16 protein-coding genes are annotated in these 18,672 nt (G+C 55.8%); 15 read left to right on the forward strand and 1 reads right to left on the reverse strand.

Annotation, left to right across the window (positions count from 1 at the left end; translation table 11 throughout):
• Positions 1-483: a zinc ribbon-containing protein gene (locus tag E2L00_RS07585; protein ID WP_167609205.1), complete on the reverse strand. Its 483-nt coding sequence runs from the start codon at positions 481-483 to the stop codon at positions 1-3.
• A 252-nt stretch (positions 484-735) separates the two neighbouring features.
• On the opposite strand from E2L00_RS07585, the gene leuS reads away from it, so the two are divergent.
• The 15 genes from leuS to treY all read left to right on the forward strand — a co-directional run bounded on the left by leuS (position 736) and on the right by treY (position 18,631).
• Positions 736-3,318 (forward strand): leucine--tRNA ligase, encoded by a 2,583-nt coding sequence (gene leuS / locus E2L00_RS07590; protein ID WP_167609208.1) that lies wholly within the window; start codon positions 736-738, stop codon positions 3,316-3,318.
• A gap of 14 nt (positions 3,319-3,332) precedes the next feature.
• A complete protein-coding gene (lptE, locus tag E2L00_RS07595; RefSeq protein ID WP_167609211.1) occupies positions 3,333-3,953 on the forward strand; it encodes an LPS assembly lipoprotein LptE in 621 nt (206 codons plus the stop codon).
• Positions 3,950-4,981 (forward strand): DNA polymerase III subunit delta, encoded by a 1,032-nt coding sequence (gene holA / locus E2L00_RS07600; RefSeq protein ID WP_167609214.1) that lies wholly within the window; start codon positions 3,950-3,952, stop codon positions 4,979-4,981. Before lptE ends, holA begins: the two co-directional genes overlap by 4 nt.
• Positions 4,974-5,630 (forward strand): nicotinate-nucleotide adenylyltransferase, encoded by a 657-nt coding sequence (nadD, locus tag E2L00_RS07605; RefSeq protein WP_167609217.1) that lies wholly within the window; start codon positions 4,974-4,976, stop codon positions 5,628-5,630. Before holA ends, nadD begins: the two co-directional genes overlap by 8 nt.
• 2 nt (positions 5,631-5,632) lie before the next feature.
• Positions 5,633-6,262, forward strand: coding sequence for an adenosylcobalamin/alpha-ribazole phosphatase (locus E2L00_RS07610; RefSeq protein ID WP_167609220.1), 630 nt, complete (start codon positions 5,633-5,635; stop codon positions 6,260-6,262).
• Positions 6,263-6,505: 243 nt separating this feature from the next.
• Positions 6,506-6,823 (forward strand): ribosome silencing factor, encoded by a 318-nt coding sequence (gene rsfS, locus E2L00_RS07615; RefSeq protein WP_167609223.1) that lies wholly within the window; start codon positions 6,506-6,508, stop codon positions 6,821-6,823.
• A gap of 3 nt (positions 6,824-6,826) precedes the next feature.
• Complete coding sequence (rlmH, locus tag E2L00_RS07620) at positions 6,827-7,297, forward strand: 23S rRNA (pseudouridine(1915)-N(3))-methyltransferase RlmH (RefSeq protein WP_121267148.1); 471 nt, start codon at positions 6,827-6,829, stop codon at positions 7,295-7,297.
• Between the two features lie 29 nt (positions 7,298-7,326).
• Positions 7,327-9,228 (forward strand): peptidoglycan DD-transpeptidase MrdA, encoded by a 1,902-nt coding sequence (mrdA, locus tag E2L00_RS07625; RefSeq protein ID WP_167609226.1) that lies wholly within the window; start codon positions 7,327-7,329, stop codon positions 9,226-9,228.
• Between the two features lie 2 nt (positions 9,229-9,230).
• Complete coding sequence (mrdB, locus tag E2L00_RS07630) at positions 9,231-10,343, forward strand: peptidoglycan glycosyltransferase MrdB (RefSeq protein ID WP_167609229.1); 1,113 nt, start codon at positions 9,231-9,233, stop codon at positions 10,341-10,343.
• 11 nt (positions 10,344-10,354) lie between these two features.
• The gene (rlpA, locus tag E2L00_RS07635) at positions 10,355-11,503 is read left to right on the forward strand and encodes an endolytic peptidoglycan transglycosylase RlpA (RefSeq protein WP_167609232.1); all 1,149 of its coding nucleotides are present in this window, start codon (positions 10,355-10,357) and stop codon (positions 11,501-11,503) included.
• A gap of 142 nt (positions 11,504-11,645) precedes the next feature.
• A complete protein-coding gene (gene dacA / locus E2L00_RS07640; protein WP_167609235.1) occupies positions 11,646-12,857 on the forward strand; it encodes a D-alanyl-D-alanine carboxypeptidase DacA in 1,212 nt (403 codons plus the stop codon).
• Between the two features lie 107 nt (positions 12,858-12,964).
• Entirely contained in the window at positions 12,965-13,228 is a 264-nt protein-coding gene (gene ybeD, locus E2L00_RS07645; protein WP_121267153.1) for a DUF493 family protein YbeD, read from the forward strand.
• 83 nt (positions 13,229-13,311) lie between these two features.
• Complete coding sequence (lipB, locus tag E2L00_RS07650) at positions 13,312-13,953, forward strand: lipoyl(octanoyl) transferase LipB (RefSeq protein ID WP_167609238.1); 642 nt, start codon at positions 13,312-13,314, stop codon at positions 13,951-13,953.
• A 374-nt stretch (positions 13,954-14,327) separates the two neighbouring features.
• A complete protein-coding gene (gene treZ, locus E2L00_RS07655) occupies positions 14,328-16,115 on the forward strand; it encodes a malto-oligosyltrehalose trehalohydrolase (protein ID WP_167609241.1) in 1,788 nt (595 codons plus the stop codon).
• Between the two features lie 41 nt (positions 16,116-16,156).
• On the forward strand, positions 16,157-18,631 hold the full coding sequence (treY, locus tag E2L00_RS07660) for a malto-oligosyltrehalose synthase (RefSeq protein ID WP_201279357.1): 2,475 nt from the start codon (positions 16,157-16,159) through the stop codon (positions 18,629-18,631).
• Positions 18,632-18,672: the final 41 nt, after the last annotated feature.

The following is an 18,672-nucleotide window of genomic DNA, read 5'->3' on the forward strand; positions in this document are numbered from 1 at the left end:
TTACGGCTCAAAAGGCCGACGGTGAAACTGGTTGTGCCCGCATTTCGGGCAAACCGGCAGGACGTCCGGCGTATAGATAGCCAAATGAAAATGACAGTTCTCACAGACCAGATTTCCTAACCCGACAACCTCACCGCTGTGGTAAACGCCGTGATGATTAAGATCCTGGAAAACTTCCCGCCACTCTAACTGCGTTTTATCGGTGATATCCGCCAGTTCCTGCCAGAGGCTTTCTTTAATTACGCGCATGAATACGCTGTCGGTAAACTCATCCTGGCTTTCGTTATAACTACGGGCAAACTCTTCCAGGTCGCGGCGTACCGCACGGGTGACTTCATCCACTTCCGTTTTGGTCAGCTCCCCGGTATCGTTCATGCGTTTGCGTGCGCTGGCGACCAGTCCATCAATATCGCGTTCCCCGCTGCGTAATCGTTCGGTGAGCGAGGCCACCAGTTCACGGTAAAATTGAGCAACCTTGTTCATCTTCTGTCTGCCTCCTTGAAGAGATTCCGGTATTCATGGTATGTAACCTGCTCTAATAGTAGACCTTAATCGGTCATCCCTTTGTCAGATTGTCCACAAGCCGCGTAAAAAAGCGCAAACGAGAAAAGGGCTTGAGGGGTGTCGAAAGGCTGTTTTGCCGCTGTCTTATCAGCTATGCTATGCGGATCTGAAACCTAATACGTTACAGGCTACAACTTGTAGCTGTCTTTCATTACAGGACCACTGGCCGCCATGCAAGAGCAATACCGCCCGGAAGAGATAGAATCCAACGTACAGCTTCACTGGCAAGAGAAGCGTACCTTTGAAGTCACCGAAGACGAAGGCAAAGAGAAATACTACTGCCTGTCCATGCTCCCCTATCCTTCTGGCCGACTACATATGGGCCACGTCCGCAACTACACCATTGGCGACGTTATCGCCCGCTACCAGCGTATGCTGGGTAAAAACGTTCTGCAGCCAATCGGCTGGGATGCGTTCGGCCTGCCTGCGGAAGGTGCCGCGGTAAAAAACCATACCGCACCCGCGCCGTGGACGTATGACAACATCAATTACATGAAGAACCAGCTCAAAACGCTGGGCTTCGGCTACGACTGGAGCCGCGAGCTGGCGACCTGCACGCCGGAATACTACCGTTGGGAACAGCAGTTCTTTGCCCAGCTGTATAACAAGGGGCTGGTCTACAAAAAAACGTCCGCCGTTAATTGGTGCCCGCATGACCAGACCGTGCTGGCGAACGAACAGGTTATCGACGGCTGCTGCTGGCGCTGCGACACCAAAGTTGAGCGCAAAGAAATCCCGCAGTGGTTTATCAAAATCACCGCTTATGCGGACGAGCTGCTTAACGATCTGGATACGCTGGACCATTGGCCCGATCAGGTCAAAACCATGCAGCGCAACTGGATTGGTCGCTCCGAAGGCGTGGAAATCACTTTCGACGTTGAAAACAGCGCGGAAAAGCTGAAGGTTTACACTACCCGCCCGGATACCTTTATGGGCGTGACCTATCTTGCCGTCGCTGCCGGTCACCCGTTGGCCCAGCAGGCGGCGGTAAATAATCCGGCTCTGGCTGAATTTATCGAAGAATGCCGTAACACTAAGGTTGCCGAAGCTGAAATGGCAACCATGGAGAAAAAAGGCGTCGCCACCGGCATTAACGCTATTCATCCGCTGACCGGCGAAGCGGTTCCTGTTTGGGTCGCGAACTTCGTGCTGATGGAATACGGCACCGGCGCGGTAATGGCGGTTCCTGGCCACGACCAGCGCGACTGGGAATTTGCCACCAAATATAGCCTGCAAATCAAACCGGTTATTCTGAACGCAGACGGCAGCAAACCTGACCTGTCCGCGCAAGCAATGACTGAAAAAGGCACCCTGTTCAACTCTGGCGAGTTCGACGGCCTGGACTTCCAGAGCGCCTTTAACGCGATTGCTGACAAACTGGCAGCCAAAGGCGTCGGCGAACGTAAGGTTAACTACCGTCTGCGCGACTGGGGCGTTTCCCGTCAGCGTTACTGGGGCGCCCCAATCCCGATGGTCACGCTGGAAGACGGCACCGTAATGCCAACGCCAGAAGATCAGCTGCCGGTTATCCTGCCGGAAGACGTGGTAATGGATGGCATCACCAGCCCAATCAAAGCCGATCCTGAGTGGGCGAAAACCACCGTTGACGGTAAGCCTGCGCTGCGTGAAACCGACACCTTCGACACCTTTATGGAGTCTTCCTGGTACTACGCGCGTTACACCTGCCCGCAGTACGACAAAGGCATGCTTGATGCTAAAGCAGCTAATTACTGGCTGCCGGTTGATATCTATATTGGCGGTATTGAACACGCCATCATGCACCTGCTCTACTTCCGCTTCTTCCACAAACTGATGCGCGACGCGGGCATGGTCACCTCAAACGAGCCGGCTAAACAGCTTCTGTGTCAGGGTATGGTGCTGGCAGACGCCTTCTACTATACCGGCGTAAACGGCGAGCGTAACTGGGTCTCCCCGGTAGATGCTATCGTTGAGCGCGACGAGAAAGGCCGCATTGTCAAAGCCTCTGACGCGCAGGGCCATGAACTGGTCTATGCTGGCATGAGCAAAATGTCGAAGTCGAAAAACAACGGCATCGACCCGCAGGTGATGGTGGAGCGCTACGGCGCGGATACCGTTCGTCTGTTTATGATGTTCGCCTCACCAGCAGATATGACGCTTGAGTGGCAGGAATCCGGCGTTGAAGGAGCTAACCGCTTCCTGAAACGCGTCTGGAGGCTGGCTTACGAGCACACCAGCCGTGGTGCCGCTCCTGCGCTGGATGTAACAGCATTAAACGATGATCAAAAATCCCTGCGTCGCGACGTTCACAAAACTATCGCCAAAGTGAGCGATGATATCGGCCGTCGTCAGACCTTCAATACCGCGATTGCCGCGGTTATGGAGCTGATGAACAAGCTGGCGAAGGCGCCGCAGGATGGCGACCAGGATCGCGCGTTGCTGAACGAAGCGCTGTTGGCCGTCGTGCGCATGCTGTATCCGTTCACGCCGCACGTCTGCTTCGATATGTGGCAGTCTCTGGGTGGCGAAGGCGATATTGATAACGCGCCGTGGCCGCAGGCTGATGAAAAAGCGATGGTGGAAGATTCTTTGCTGGTTGTCGTGCAGGTTAACGGCAAAGTGCGCGGCAAAATCACCGTCCCGGCTGATGCTACAGAGGCACAGGTCCGTGAACGTGCGGGTCAGGAACATTTGGTAGCGAAGTATCTTGAGGGCGTAACCGTGCGTAAAGTGATTTACGTACCGGGTAAACTGCTGAACCTGGTTGTGGGCTAAGCGCAGGAGGAACCGTGCGACATCCCTTTATTACCTTGTTAGTTACTTTGGCGGTGCTTCTCACCGCCGGATGTGGGTTTCACCTACGTGGCAGCACGCAGGTGCCCGATCAGCTGAAAACTCTGATCCTTAACTCCAGCGACCCTAACGGGCCGTTAACGCGTGAAATCCGCTCTCAGCTACGGCTAAACGGCGTGACCCTCGTTGAGGATACGAAAACCGGCGTTCGCAAAGATATTCCTTCGCTTCGCGTGCTGGGAAGCTCCTTGGGTAAAGATACCGCTTCTATCTTCCAGGACGGTCGTACCGCGGAATATCAAATGGTGATGGTAGTCAGGGCGCAGGTCTTAATTCCAGGCCATGATATCTACCCGATCAGCGCCAAAGTGTATAAGTCATTCTTTGATAACCCGCTGACTGCCCTGGCGAAAGATGCCGAGCAGGATCTGCTTATCAAAGAGATGTACACCAACGCCGCGCAACAGTTGATTCGCAAACTGCTTTCTGTCCACGCAGCGGACGTTGCGGAAACAAACAAAGCTGAAGCAAACCCGGCTGACGGCGCAGCGGTTAACGCCGAAACGACCTCCGGTCGCGTCACCACTACGCTTCCGGCCACTGCCGGTAGCCAATGATTCGGTTGTATCCTGAACAACTCCGCGCGCAGCTCAATGAAGGGCTGCGCGCGGCGTATTTGCTGCTTGGTAACGATCCTTTATTGTTACAGGAAAGTTATGATGCGGTGCGCCAGGCGGCCGTCGCTCAGGGCTTTGAAGAGCATCACCGGGTACAGATCGACACCAGCACAGACTGGCAGGCTTTATTCTCCATTTGTCAGGCGCTGAGCCTTTTCGCCAGCCGCCAGACTCTTCTGCTTCAGCTACCCGATAACGGCCCGAATGCGGCTATCAATAGCCAACTGGAAACGCTTATCGGTCTGCTGCATGACGACATCCTGCTGCTGGTTCGTGGAAATAAGCTTACCAAAGCGCAAGAGAATGCCGCCTGGTATGCCCGACTGGCGGATCGTAGCGTGCTGGTGACCTGCCAGACACCGGAACACGCGCAGCTTCCGCGCTGGGTGTCGCTGCGTGCGAAACAGATGAACCTCGCGCTGGACGATGCGGCAAATCAGCTCCTTTGCTACTGCTATGAAGGTAATCTACTGGCCCTTTCCCAGGCGCTGGAACGGCTTTCGCTTATCTGGCCGGATGGAAAATTAACGCTGCCACGCGTAGAGCAGGCGGTAAGCGATGCGGCACATTTCACGCCGTTTCACTGGATTGACGCCGTTCTTGGCGGAAAAAATAAGCGCGCCCTGCATATTTTGCAGCAGCTCAGGCTTGAAGCAAGCGAGCCGACGATCCTGCTGCGCACCATTCAGCGTGAACTGATGCAGCTGGTGAACCTCAAACGCCAGGCCGCGCATACGCCTTTGCGCACGCTATTTGACCAACAGCGGGTCTGGCAAAATCGTCGGGCGCTGGTTACCGAAGCCCTGAATCGCCTCAGCGTAGAGCAGCTTTACCAGGCCGTGCGCCTGTTAAGCCAGATTGAACTGACGCTAAAACAGGATTACGGGCAGTCGGTTTGGGCCGAGCTGGAAGGGCTTTCTTTGCTGCTGTGTCATTCTACCCTGCCGGAAATCTTTATTGATGGCTAGCCCAGTCCTTCCGCTGTGCGCGATCTACGGCGGAACATTCGACCCGATCCATTACGGGCACCTGAAGCCCGTTGCCGCGCTGGCAACGCAGGTGGCGTTGCATCGGGTTACTATTATGCCAAATAACGTTCCGCCGCATCGCCCTCAGCCTGAGGCCAATAGCCAACAGCGCAAGGCAATGGTGGAACTGGCGATTGCAGGAAATTCACTTTTCAAACTTGATGCGCGCGAACTGGCGCGATCCACGCCTTCTTATACCGTTGAGACGCTGGAAGAAGTGCGCGCCGAACAAGGCTCGCAGCAGCCTCTGGCTTTTATTATCGGTCAGGATTCGCTGCTGAGCCTGCAACGCTGGCATCGCTGGGAAAGCCTGCTCGATCTGTGTCATTTGCTGGTCTGCCAGCGTCCGGGTTACTCAGTTGCCATGGACACGCCCGGGCAACAGCGCTGGCTGGACAGACACAGCACAACTTCGGTTGACGAATTGCATGCCGCCCCTGCCGGGAAAATTTATCTGGCACAAACGCCAATGTATGACATTTCCGCCACCGCTATTCGCCAGCGGCTGGCGCAAAACCTGTCGTGCGGCGATCTTGTCCCTGCCCCGGTGCTGGCCTTTATCCAGCAACATAATTTGTATCAGCGATAGCGATGAAATTGTGGTTAGTGCGTCACGGAGAAACCCGGGCAAACCTTGATGGCTTATATAGCGGTATTTCGGAAACGGAACTTACGGAGCTGGGCATAAACCAGGCGCTGGCCGTTGGGCACATGCTGCGCGGCGTCGCTTTCGAAAAAGTACTCTGTAGCGAACTGGGCCGGGCGCAGCATACGACAAGATTAATTCTGCAAGGGCGCGATATCCCCGTTGTCACCGAGCCACGCCTGAACGAAATGAATTTTGGCGACTGGGAAATGCGCCATCATCGCTGCCTGCAACGTGAAGATGCGCAAAATTATGCCGCCTGGTGCAGCGACTGGCAAAACGTCATTCCGAAAAACGGCGAAGGTTTTCAGCGATTCAATCAAAGAGTCAGCGAATTTAGCAGGTCGATAAAATTGCGCCAGCATAATGAAGAAAATATCCTGATTGTCAGCCATCAGGGCGTGCTGAGCTTGTTCCTCGCGACGTTGCTAAATATGCCGCCCGCTTCCCTGTGGCACTTTGCTATCGAACAGGGAACGTGGAGCGCGGTGGAGATCCATAACGACTTTGTCACGCTAAAAACGCTTAATAGCCGCGCGGAATACCTGACGCTGACAAAACCCCTGACGAGTTAATCTTGTCAGCCATTGACACGGCACCTCAGGCTGTTATGCTCCGCTGCCATAATTTCCTGCCCGTAAGCATGACTTTTCGAAAACAGTTTTACAAAAATGGCGATGCAAACCAGGCCATCCGGTGGGATGATAGCCCACTTTGAGCGCCTCGCCGCCAATTTTCGGCCAGCTCAGCCAGCAATTAAGTATAATGGCTTTTGTTACGGGCCACATTGAACACTTTTATTCTCCCAGGGGGAACACTTGCAGGGTAAAGCACTCCAGGATTTCATCGTTGATAAGATCGACGATCTCAAGGGCCAGGACATCATCGCGATTGATGTTCAGGGCAAATCAAGCATCACCGATTGCATGGTTATTTGTACCGGCACCTCCAATCGCCACGTTATGTCCATCGCTGAACACGTTGTCGAGTCCGTTCGTAAAGAAGGTCTGGATGCGCTGGGCGTAAAAGGCATCAACGCGACCGACTGGGTAGTGGTGGACCTGGGCGAAGTTATCGTCCATGTGATGCAGGAAGAAAGCCGTCAGCTGTACGAACTGGAAAAGCTCTGGGGTTAATGAGTGAAGCTGCAACTGGTGGCGGTCGGAACTAAAATGCCTGACTGGGTGCAAACCGGTTTTACCGAGTACCTGCGTCGTTTTCCTAAAGACATGCCGTTTGAACTCGTTGAGATCCCGGCAGGAAAACGCAGCAAAAACGCTGATATCAAACGCATCCTCGATAAAGAAGGCGAAATGATGTTGGCGGCAGCCGGTAAAGGCAACCGCATCGTCACCCTGGATATCCCCGGTCAGCCGTGGGATACGCCACATCTTGCCACCCAGCTTGAACGCTGGAAGCAGGATGGTCGTGATGTCAGCTTGTTGATTGGTGGTCCGGAAGGACTGGCTCCGGCCTGTAAAGCCGCCGCGGAACAGAGCTGGTCGCTTTCTACGCTGACCCTGCCGCATCCGCTGGTGCGGGTTCTGGTGGCGGAAAGCCTTTATCGTGCCTGGAGCATAACGACCAATCATCCCTATCACCGTGAGTAAACATCGAGCCTGGTAAAACAAACCTACGGATGAAATTACAGAATTCTTTTCGCGACTATTCGGCTGAGTCTGCGCTCTTTGTGCGCCGGGCGCTGGTCGCTTTTATCGGCATTTTGCTGTTGACCGGCGTGCTTATCGCCAACCTTTATAATCTGCAAATCGTCCGTTTTACCGACTACCAGACCCGCTCAAACGAAAACCGCATCAAGCTGGTGCCGATCCCGCCAAGCCGCGGAATTATTTACGACCGTAACGGCACGCCGCTTGCGCTCAACCGCACCATCTATCAGGTCGAGATGATGCCGGAGAAAGTGGATAACGTGCAGGCCACGCTTGACGCGCTGCGCCCGGTGGTCGATCTCACCGATGACGATATCGCCAACTTTAAAAAAGAGCGCGCCCGCTCGCACCGCTTTACGTCCATTCCGGTAAAAACGAACCTGACCGAAGTGCAGGTCGCCCGTTTTGCCGTGAATCAGTACCGTTTCTCTGGCGTGGAAGTGAAAGGCTATAAGCGTCGCTACTATCCGTATGGTTCCGCGCTGACCCACGTCATTGGCTACGTATCTAAGATCAACGACAAAGACGTTGAACGCCTCGACAAAGACGACAAGCTCGCCAACTATGCCGCAACCCATGATATCGGCAAGCTGGGTATAGAGCGCTATTACGAAGAGGTGCTTCACGGGCAAACCGGCTATGAAGAGGTTGAGGTTAACAACCGCGGTCGCGTTATCCGTCAGCTTAAAGAAGTGCCGCCGCAGGCCGGGCACGATATTTATCTGACTATCGATCTGAAATTACAGAATTACATTGAAACCCTGCTGGCAGGCAGCCGTGCGGCCGTAGTGGTTACAGACCCACGCACCGGCGGCATTATGGCGCTGGTTTCTATGCCGAGCTATAACCCAAACCTGTTCGTTGACGGTATCTCCACGAAAGATTATTCCGGGCTGCTTAACGATCCGAACACGCCGCTTATCAACCGGGCAACGCAGGGCGTCTATCCGCCAGCCTCAACGGTTAAACCTTATATGGCCGTGTCTGCGCTGAGCGCGGGCGTGATCAACCGTAACACCTCGCTGTTCGACCCGGGCTGGTGGCAGCTTCCAGGCTCCGAGAAACGCTATCGTGACTGGAAAAAGTGGGGCCACGGCCGCCTGAACGTTACCAAATCTCTCGAAGAGTCAGCGGATACCTTCTTTTATCAGGTCGCCTACGACATGGGCATCGACCGCATCTCCGAGTGGATGGGCAAATTTGGTTACGGGCACTTCACGGGCATCGACCTTTCCGAAGAGCGTTCGGGCAATATGCCTACGCGCGAATGGAAGCAAAAGCGCTTTAAGAAGCCGTGGTATCAGGGCGATACCATCCCGGTTGGCATCGGCCAGGGTTACTGGACAGCCACGCCGATTCAGATGAGCAAGGCGATGATGATCCTGATTAACGATGGCATCGTACGCGTCCCTCATCTTCTACAAAGCACCGCCGAAAACGGCAAACAGGTTCCCTGGACGCAGCCGGTGCAGCCGCCTGTCGGCGACATTCACTCAGGATTCTGGGAGATAGCCAAAGACGGCATGTACGGCGTCGCCAACCGTCCGAACGGTACGGCGCACAAGTATTTCGCGAATGCGCCCTATAAAGCCGCGGCAAAATCCGGTACCGCGCAGGTATTTGGCCTGAAGGCCAACGAAACTTACAACGCGCATAAAATTGCCGAGCGTTTACGCGACCACAAATTAATGACCGCATTTGCTCCCTATGAGCATCCGGAATATGCCGTGACCATCATTCTGGAAAACGGCGGCGTCGGTCCTGCGGTAGGTACGATTATGCGTCAAATCCTCGACCACCTGATGCTCGGGGATAACAACACGGATTTGCCGGCTGAGGCGCCTGCCGCACCCGGCTCTGAGGATCAATAACCATGACTGACAATCCGAATAAAAAGTCGCTGTGGGATAAAATCCATATCGACCCGCTTTTCCTGGTCACTATCCTTGCGCTGCTGGTCTTCAGCGCGCTGGTCGTCTGGAGCGCCAGCGGCCAGGATATGGGCATGATGGAGCGTAAAGTCGGCCAGATCCTGATGGGCCTGATGGCGATGATTGTTATGGCTCAGATCCCGCCCCGCGTCTATGAAGGCTGGGCGCCTTACCTGTATATCATCTGTATTATTTTGCTGGTCGCGGTTGACGCCTTCGGGGCTATCTCTAAAGGTGCGCAGCGCTGGCTGGACTTGGGCATCGTGCGCTTCCAGCCGTCAGAGATTGCGAAAATCGCCGTCCCGCTGATGGTTGCTCGCTTTATTAACCGCGACGTTTGCCCGCCGACGCTGAAAAACACCGGTATCGCACTGGTACTGATCTTCATGCCAACGCTGCTGGTCGCGGCCCAGCCGGACCTTGGAACCTCCATTCTGATTGCGGCTTCAGGCCTCTTCGTCCTGTTCCTCTCCGGCATGAGCTGGCGTTTAATTGGTATCGCGGTGCTGCTGCTCGCGGCCTTTGTCCCGATTCTTTGGTTCTTCCTGATGCACGACTACCAGCGTGCGCGCGTGATGATGCTGCTCGATCCGGAAACCGATCCGCTCGGGGCGGGCTATCATATTATTCAGTCCAAAATTGCGATCGGCTCCGGCGGCTTGCGGGGCAAGGGCTGGCTACACGGTACGCAGTCGCAGCTTGAGTTTCTTCCCGAACGCCATACGGACTTTATTTTCGCCGTGCTGGCAGAAGAGCTGGGGCTGGTTGGCGTCCTGGTATTACTGGCTCTTTACCTGCTGCTTATTATGCGTGGGCTATATGTCGCCGCCCGGGCACAAACAACCTTCGGCCGCGTTATGGCAGGCGGGTTAATGCTGATTTTATTCGTATATGTGTTTGTTAATATTGGCATGGTTAGTGGTATCTTACCGGTGGTCGGCGTGCCGTTGCCGCTGGTGAGTTACGGGGGCTCGGCCCTCATAGTACTGATGGCCGGGTTTGGTATCGTGATGTCGATACATACCCACAGAAAGATGTTGTCGAAAAGCGTGTAACGAGGTGCGCAATGGTTAAGCATTGGCCAGGAATTTTTGTAGCAGCCGCCATTCTGGCTGGCTGTTCGTCCGGTGATGACGAACAACCGCAGGTAAACCAGCAGCCGCAACCAGCGGTTTGTAATGGTCCGACGGTAGAAATTAGCGGTGCTGAACCGCGCTATGAGCCGTTGATTCCTTCGGTGAATCAGGATTACGAAAATAACGGTAAAAGCTACAAGATTGTCCAGAATCCGGCCAATTTTAGCCAGACTGGCCTGGCGGCTATCTATGATGCGGAACCCGGAAGCAATCTGACGGCCTCAGGCGAACCCTTTGATGCCATGGCGCTGACAGCCGCGCATCCAACGTTGCCTGTCCCAAGCTATGCGCGCATAACCAACCTCGCTAACGGCCGCATGATTGTGGTGCGCATTAACGACCGTGGCCCTTACGGCAACGATCGCGTGATTTCGCTTTCCCGAGCCTCTGCGGATCGCCTTAACACGTCGAACAACACTAAAGTAAGAATCGACCCGATTCTGGTGGCGCAAGACGGCACCCTGTCAGGTCCGGGTACCGCCTGTACCACCATAGCTAAACAAACTTATGCCCTGCCCGCTCGCCCGGATTTAAACACCGGCATGGGAAGCGCCTCTTCTGCTCCAGTGGATGCGCCGCAAGGCGATGTTCGCGCCATCAGTAACGCTTCGTTGCAAAGCGAAGAGACAACCGGTGCACCAGTGAACAGCGGCGGTTTCCTGGGTGCGGCAACGCCGCTTGCGGCAGGCGTTATTGAAACCGAAGAACCCGCGCCAGCACCGGCCGCTGAGGCTCCAGCTCCAGCCCCAGCCCAGCAAACTGCCGCGCCTGCTGCTCCGCAGGCTCCTGTGACGGCCCCAGGTTCCGTACAGGGGTCCGTTCAGGCCGCAGCGCCAGCCGCAGCTTCAGGGCGCTACGTGGTTCAGGTAGGTGCCGTAAGCGACCAGGCGCGCGCAACGCAATGGCAGCAGAAACTCAGCCAGCAATTTAATGTGCCGGGCGCTGTTTCAAGCAACGGCGCGGTTTATCGTGTGCAGCTCGGCCCCTTTGGCAGCCGTAGCGAAGCCGCAGCATTGCAGCAGCGGCTGATGAGCGAAGCTCAGCAACAGTCATTTATTACCAACGCACCTGCTATGTAAGAGAAACTTACCGGCATCCACAATGCGTAAATTAGTGTAAAGCTCATTAACAAATCATGCGCAAAGTCGGATGCCAGTAAAAATCGCTTTTGCTATAGTAAGGCACTTTTTTAATTCCATCACGGATGTCGTTGTTCTTATCATGAATACAGCCCTTCCTGTACGTTTTGTTAAGCGCCTGGCGCTCTCTACGGCCCTTACTCTTAGTGCTTTGGCTTGCGCTCAAGCTGACGACCTGAACATTAAAACAATGATCCCAGGCGTTCCGCAGATTGATGCGGAAGCGTACATCCTGATCGATTACAACTCAGGGAAAGTGCTGGCCGAATCTAACGCTGACGCCCGCCGCGATCCGGCAAGCCTCACCAAAATGATGACCAGCTATGTAATTGGTCAGGCGATGAAAGCTGGCAAGTTCGATGAGAACGCGGTAGTCACCGTGGGCAACGACGCCTGGGCGACCGGCAACCCGGTCTTTAAAGGCTCATCGCTGATGTTCCTCAAACCCGGCATGCAGGTGCCGGTGGCTCAATTGATTCGCGGGATTAACCTGCAGTCCGGTAACGATGCCTGCGTGGCGATGGCCGACTTTGTCGCCGGCAGCCAGGATGCCTTCGTTGGCCTGATGAACAGCTATGTTTCCGCCCTTGGCCTGAAGAACACCCATTTCCAGACCGTTCACGGCCTGGACGCCGACGGGCAGTTCAGCTCCGCACGCGATATGGCGTTGATCGGGCAGGCCCTGATTCGCGACGTGCCGAACGAATACAGCATCTATAAAGAAAAAGAGTTTACTTTTAATAACATCCGTCAGATGAACCGTAACGGTCTGCTGTGGGATAAGAGCCTGAACGTTGACGGTATCAAAACTGGCCACACCGATTCTGCAGGTTACAACCTGGTCGCCTCCGCAACCGAAGGGCAGATGCGCCTGATTTCCGCAGTAATGGGCGGGCATACCTATAAAGGCCGCGAAACCGAAAGCAAAAAGCTGCTTACCTGGGGCTTCCGCTTCTTCGAAACCGTTTCTCCGCTGAAAGCCGGGAAAGAATTTTCCTCTGAGCCAGCCTGGTTTGGTGATAACGACCGTGCGTCCCTTGGCGTGGATAAAGACGTTTACCTGACCATCCCGCGCGGCCGGATGAAAGACCTGAAGGCCAGCTATGTGCTGAACACGCCAGAACTGCACGCTCCGCTACAGAAAAATCAGGTTGTCGGCACCATTAACTTCCAGCTTGACGGCAAAACTATCGAACAGCGTCCGCTGGTGGTGCTGCAAGAAATGCCGGAAGGCAATTTCTTTAGCCGAATCATCGACTACATCAAACTGATGTTCCACCACTGGTTCGGTTAATAATTGAACGCTTGAAAGTGTGAATAACGTCCCCATATACTGTTCATCACTGCAACTCCCGCCCTGGCGCGGGAGTTATTATTTATTGCCGTAACGCTGGAGCTACCATGAAAACCAATCTTAAAGAACTGCTCGAATTCCCTACGCCGTTTACTTACAAAGTAATGGGACTGGCGAAGCCGGAGCTGGTTGATCTGGTCGTTGAGGTGGTGCAGCGCCACGCGCCGGGCGACTACACGCCGCAGGTCAAACCAAGCAGCAAAGGCAACTACCATTCAGTTTCCATTACCATCACGGCCACCCATATCGAGCAGGTAGAAACCCTGTACGAAGAGCTGGGCAATATCGAAATCGTCCGTATGGTGCTGTAATGTCTCACCCGGCGTCAGCCGGGTGTTTCCATTGCGCTGTGGTATAATCCGCCCACCTTTTATTACCTGCCGGGGACAGTATTTTGTCTCAAGAAACCATTCTGATTCGCCAGCTCGGCCTCAGGCCTTATGAACCTGTTTCACAGGCGATGCACGACTTTACCGACACGCGCGATGAAACAACCCGCGATGAAATCTGGCTGGTAGAACACCCCAGCGTCTTTACCCAGGGCCAGGCGGGAAAAGCGGAGCACGTTTTGTTACCGGGCGATATCCCCGTTATCCAGAGCGACCGTGGCGGCCAGGTAACCTATCACGGTCCGGGCCAGCAGGTGATGTATGTCCTGCTGAATCTGCGGCGCAGAAAGCTCGGCGTGCGTGAATTAGTCACCATCCTTGAGCAAACCGTCGTTAATACCCTCGCTGATATCGGCATCGAAGCCTACCCACGCGCTGATGCGCCGGGAGTCTATGTTGCAGGGCGGAAAATCTGCTCTCTGGGCCTGAGGATCCGTAAAGGCTGCTCGTTCCATGGCCTGGCGCTGAATATCGATATGGATCTGGCGCCGTTTTTGCGCATCAACCCCTGTGGTTATGCCGGACTTGAGATGACTCAGGTAAAAGATCTTAAGCCGGGGATGGCGGTCGCAGATATTCAGCCGCGGCTGGTGGCCAGGCTGATTGAGCTGCTGGATAATCCTCAAACTGAATACGTTGATGCCTGATTAATGGCTTCCCTGAAAATGTCAGACTCCTGTGTGAAATCATTCACACAGGTCAGTCACTTATCCCTGCCTTTATAAGCAATACACCTGAAGCACCTCCTTGCCCGGCCCGGTTTCAGCGCCTGTAGCGGCCATCAACTCCCCTATCATCGTCTATGATTATTCTCATATGTTGCCTGATGCTGGGACAATCGGACACCGTTTCAACATCACCACTCTGAGGAAGCGCCATCTTTTATGGCGGCCAGACGAGCTGCGACCCGTTACGGCATCCGGACCACAAGGCAGGATTAAGCGATTAAAGCTCGCATCACCGGTTCAAATACCGCGCGATGCCGTCCATTGCTCATCTCTGGGTTAAAAGAGGCAATTGAATGGAGTCCAAATCATTTCCTAAAAGTTGGGGGGCTGAATACGTAGCCGCCAACGAAGTTCGTTTTCGTCTCTGGGCGCCCGGTCAGGAAAAGGTCACGCTCAGGCTTTCCGGCGAAGAGCGAGAGATGCGCCAAAGCGGCAACGGCTGGTTCGAACTGCAGGTAACCGGCGTTTCACCGGGTGCGGAATATAACTTTGTTCTTGTCGACGGCACGGTCGTGCCGGATCCGGCCTCCCGCGCCCAAAAGGCGGATGTTAACGGCCCTTCACTCGTCATCGACCCAACCCGCTACCGCTGGCAAAACAGCGCATGGCGCGGCCGTCGCTGGATAGAGACGGTAGTCTACGAGATGCATATCGGCACCTTCACGCCGGAAGGCACGTTCCGTGCTGCGATAGATAAACTGCCTTATCTCGCCGAACTCGGCATCACTATGATTGAGGTTCTGCCCGTCTCGCAGTTCGGCGGCAGCCGTGGCTGGGGCTACGACGGCGTGCTGCTCTATGCGCCGCATTCCGCCTATGGCGCGCCGGATGATTTCAAAGCCTTTATCGATGCCGCGCATGGTTATGGCCTCTCGGTGGTGCTCGATATCGTGCTCAACCACTTCGGCCCGGAGGGCAACTACCTGCCGCAGCTGGCGCCCGATTTCTTTCATCAGGAGCGCTCAACGCCGTGGGGCGCCGGCATCGCCTATGACGTTGAAGCAGCCCGCCGCTATATCCTGGAGGCGCCGCTCTACTGGCTGGAGGAGTATAACCTTGACGGCCTTCGCTTCGACGCTATCGATCAGATCGAGGATAGTTCCGACAAGCACGTGCTTGTCGAAATTGCCGAACGTATCCGCGCCGGAATTATCGACCGCCCAATCCATCTGACCACCGAAGACAGCCGCAACGTCATCTTCCTGCATCCGCGCGGGGAAGCAGGATCGGCGCCGCTCTTCACCGGCGAATGGAATGATGACTTCCACAATAGCGTCCATGTATTCGCCACCGGCGAAACGCACGCTTACTACCAGGATTTTGCCAGCGAGCCGGAAAAACTCGTTGCGCGGACGCTGGCGGAAGGCTTCGCTTATCAGGGCGAGATCTCGCCGCAGACGGGCGAGAAGCGCGGCGTGAAAAGTACCGGACAGCCGCCGTTCGCCTTCGTTGACTTTATCCAGAATCATGACCAGGTGGGCAACCGCGCCCGGGGCGAAAGGCTGATTGAACTGGCCGGTGCCGACCGCACTAAGGTTCTGCTCGCCGCACTGCTCTTCTCGCCGCATATCCCGCTGCTTTTTATGGGCGAGGAATATGGCGAGACCAGGCCCTTCCTGTTCTTCACCGATTTTCATGGCGCTCTTGCGAAAACAGTGCGCGAGGGGCGCGCGAAGGAGTTCGCGGGCCACGCCGGTCATCAGGGCGAAAGCGTGCCCGATCCGAATGCCGAAAAAAGCTTTGCAATGTCAAAGCTTGACTGGAAGAAGTCGGGGAGCGAAGAAGGCAAAGCATGGCTGGCTTTCACCCGTGAACTGCTGGCGCTGCGCCAGAAACATATCGTGCCGTTGCTTGCCACGGCCGAAGGCGATGCCGGCAGGGTAGTGAAAACAGCGGAAGGTTTCCTCGCCGTTAGCTGGACCTTCCCGCAAGGCATGCTGTCGATGGCGCTCAATATTGGCGAGGAAACCCGGCCGCTGCCCGATTTGCCTGGCGAGACCATTTTCGTCTGGCCGAAAGCGGCAGATGCGCTGCCGCAGCATTCTATCCTTGTCCGACTTGCCCAGGGAGACGTCAAGTGAACATCCCAACCGCGACTTACCGCATTCAGTTCCGCAACGGCATGACTTTCGACCGCGCCGCAGGCCTTGTCCCCTATCTGAAGCGGCTTGGTATCAGCCATCTCTATGCCTCGCCTGTTTTTACCGCCACGGCCGGTTCCACCCACGGCTATGACATAACCGACGCCAATGAGATAGAACCTGCTATCGGCGGTCGGGAAGGCTTCGACCGTATGGTAAAGGCGCTAAAGCAGGCCGGACTCGGTCTGATCCTCGATATCGTGCCGAACCACATGGCCGCCTCGCTGGAAAATGCATGGTGGCGCGACGTCATTGAGAATGGCGCCAACAGCCGCTACGCCCACCATTTTGATATCGACTGGTCGCGTCGCCTGACCCTGCCCTTTCTCGGCGACACCTTCGAGAACGCGCTGGAAAATGGCGAGATCGCCATCAAGCCCGATCCGAAAACCGGCAGACCCGCTTTCGCCTGTTTTGATAGCTTCTACCCGCTGGCACCCGAAACCTGGCAGGGCCGCGAGGCCGAACTTCTGAAGCTCACCGACAGGACGGAGATCGCCGACCTGCATGAGCGCCAGCCCTGGCGGTTAATCTCCTGGCGGGATGCGCCGCGCTACCTTTCCTACCGTCGCTTTTTCGAGATAACCGGGCTTGTTGGCGTCCGGGTTGAGGAAAAGCGCGTTTTCGACGATACACACCGGCTGATCCTTGAACTGGTCCATTCCGGCGCGGTCGACGGGCTGCGGATAGATCATGTGGACGGGCTGGCTGACCCGCAGGCCTATCTGGAACGTCTCCGCCAGCAGGCCGGGCCGGAGTGCTACATCACGGTTGAAAAAATCCTTGGCAAGGGCGAACAGCTTCCGGCGGCGTGGCCGGTTTCCGGCACCACCGGTTACGAATTTATCGAATCGCTCTCCGATGTGCTGGTGGATGGCGACAGGATCCGCGACCTGCGCACGGCCTGGCATAACGTGATGGGCAAGTCGGTAAATATGGTAGCCGAACTGCGTGCGGCCAAGCTGCTGATGGTAACCAGGAACTTCGAAGGTGAATTCACCAGGCTGCTGACGCTTGCCATGGCTATCGCCGGAACGGAGAAGGTGCCGCTTGAGGAACAGGCCGTTCTGCCAGCCCTGCGCGAACTGCTGATCGCCTTTCCGGTCTACCGCACCTACGGTACGGCGGAGGGGCTGCCGACGGAAAGCTACGACATGCTGCAAGGGGTAGCCGAAAGGGTGAGAACCAGCGCGCATGCTCCTGCTCCTGAGGCGCTCGATTTCCTTACCCGCATCCTCGCAGGCGAGGTTTCCGCCGAGGCTTCCGACGAGGCCGCCACCTTCCGTATCCGCTTCCAGCAGCTAACGGGTCCGCTGATGGCGAAATCGGTGGAGGATACGCTCTTCTTCCGCCAGAACATGGAGCTTGCTCTGAACGAAGTGGGCGCCGAACCGATACCGCGCGCCTTCTCGCTTAACCGCTTCCATGCGGAGATGAAAACGCGGCTCGAACGGCAGCCGGATGCGCTTTCAGGCACCTCGACCCATGATACCAAGCGCGGAGAAGATGCCCGCGCGCGGCTTTACACACTCACCGAAGCACCGGAGCGCTGGGCCGAATGCGTTGCCCGCTGGTGCCAGATGAACCAGGCCAAAGTTATCAGGCTCGAAGACGGCACGGCACCCAAACCGTCCGTCGAATGGATGCTCTATCAGGCGCTGGCCGGCGTCTGGCCGCCCAGGCTTCACCCACAAGACGAGGCGGGACTGCGGGCGCTTGAAGCGCGGTTTATTGCCTTTGTGGAAAAAGCGCTGCGGGAAGCGAAGCTGCGCACCGACTGGGGCGACAGCAACGACGCCTATGAAAAAACGGTGCTCGACTATGCCCGCCACCTGCTCTCACCGGCCAACCAGACCTTTTTGCAGGATTTTTCCGACTCCTTGCAACCCTTTATCCGCGCCGGTCTGGTCAATAGCCTCACCCAGACGGTTATCAAGCTGACGGCGCCGGGCGTACCGGATATCTACCAGGGGAGCGAGGCGCTTAATTTCAGCCTGGTCGATCCCGATAACCGGCGTGAACCCGATTTCGCCGCGCTCGCACGGATGCTTGATGAAGATAAAAAAGTGGCCTTTGACGTCAATGAAGACCGGAGCGGCCAGCTAAAGCAGCATCTTATCGCCAGGCTCCTGCGTTTGTGCCAGCAGAAGCCGACGCTGTTTCGCAGGGGCGATTATCTGCCGCTTACCGCCACCGGCAAGCAGGCGGAGAACCTCATCGCCTTCGCCCGGGCGGAAAACGACGATGCGCTGATTGTCATCGCGCCGCGCCTCGTCTTCAGCGCGCTCCAGGAAAACCTGACGATATCGTCTGCGGATGCGGAAATCGCCTTACCCGATCAGCTTGCTCACCGCCGCTACCGCAACATTCTCAGCGGAGAAGAGCTATCCCTGGGCGACCGTATCGACGCAGAAATGATCGATTGTTTTACGGCCAGCGTGTTGGTAAGCATATGATTTTAATTCTATAAGAACATCATAAGTCGCTGTTATGCATG

It is taken from the genome of Cedecea colo (genome assembly GCF_011808225.1).
GTDB lineage: Bacteria > Pseudomonadota > Gammaproteobacteria > Enterobacterales > Enterobacteriaceae > Dryocola > Dryocola colo.

Coding starts and splice junctions, on each gene's coding strand:
- E2L00_RS07610 (WP_167609220.1), top strand. CDS start 5,633: ATGAAATTGTGGTTAGTGCGTCACGGAGAAACCCGGGCAAACCTTGAT.
- holA (WP_167609214.1), top strand. CDS start 3,950: ATGATTCGGTTGTATCCTGAACAACTCCGCGCGCAGCTCAATGAAGGG.
- nadD (WP_167609217.1), top strand. CDS start 4,974: ATGGCTAGCCCAGTCCTTCCGCTGTGCGCGATCTACGGCGGAACATTC.
- mrdB (WP_167609229.1), top strand. CDS start 9,231: ATGACTGACAATCCGAATAAAAAGTCGCTGTGGGATAAAATCCATATC.
- E2L00_RS07585 (WP_167609205.1), bottom strand. CDS start 483: ATGAACAAGGTTGCTCAATTTTACCGTGAACTGGTGGCCTCGCTCACC.
- leuS (WP_167609208.1), top strand. CDS start 736: ATGCAAGAGCAATACCGCCCGGAAGAGATAGAATCCAACGTACAGCTT.
- rlpA (WP_167609232.1), top strand. CDS start 10,355: ATGGTTAAGCATTGGCCAGGAATTTTTGTAGCAGCCGCCATTCTGGCT.
- mrdA (WP_167609226.1), top strand. CDS start 7,327: ATGAAATTACAGAATTCTTTTCGCGACTATTCGGCTGAGTCTGCGCTC.
- dacA (WP_167609235.1), top strand. CDS start 11,646: ATGAATACAGCCCTTCCTGTACGTTTTGTTAAGCGCCTGGCGCTCTCT.
- treY (WP_201279357.1), top strand. CDS start 16,157: ATGACTTTCGACCGCGCCGCAGGCCTTGTCCCCTATCTGAAGCGGCTT.
- ybeD (WP_121267153.1), top strand. CDS start 12,965: ATGAAAACCAATCTTAAAGAACTGCTCGAATTCCCTACGCCGTTTACT.
- treZ (WP_167609241.1), top strand. CDS start 14,328: ATGGAGTCCAAATCATTTCCTAAAAGTTGGGGGGCTGAATACGTAGCC.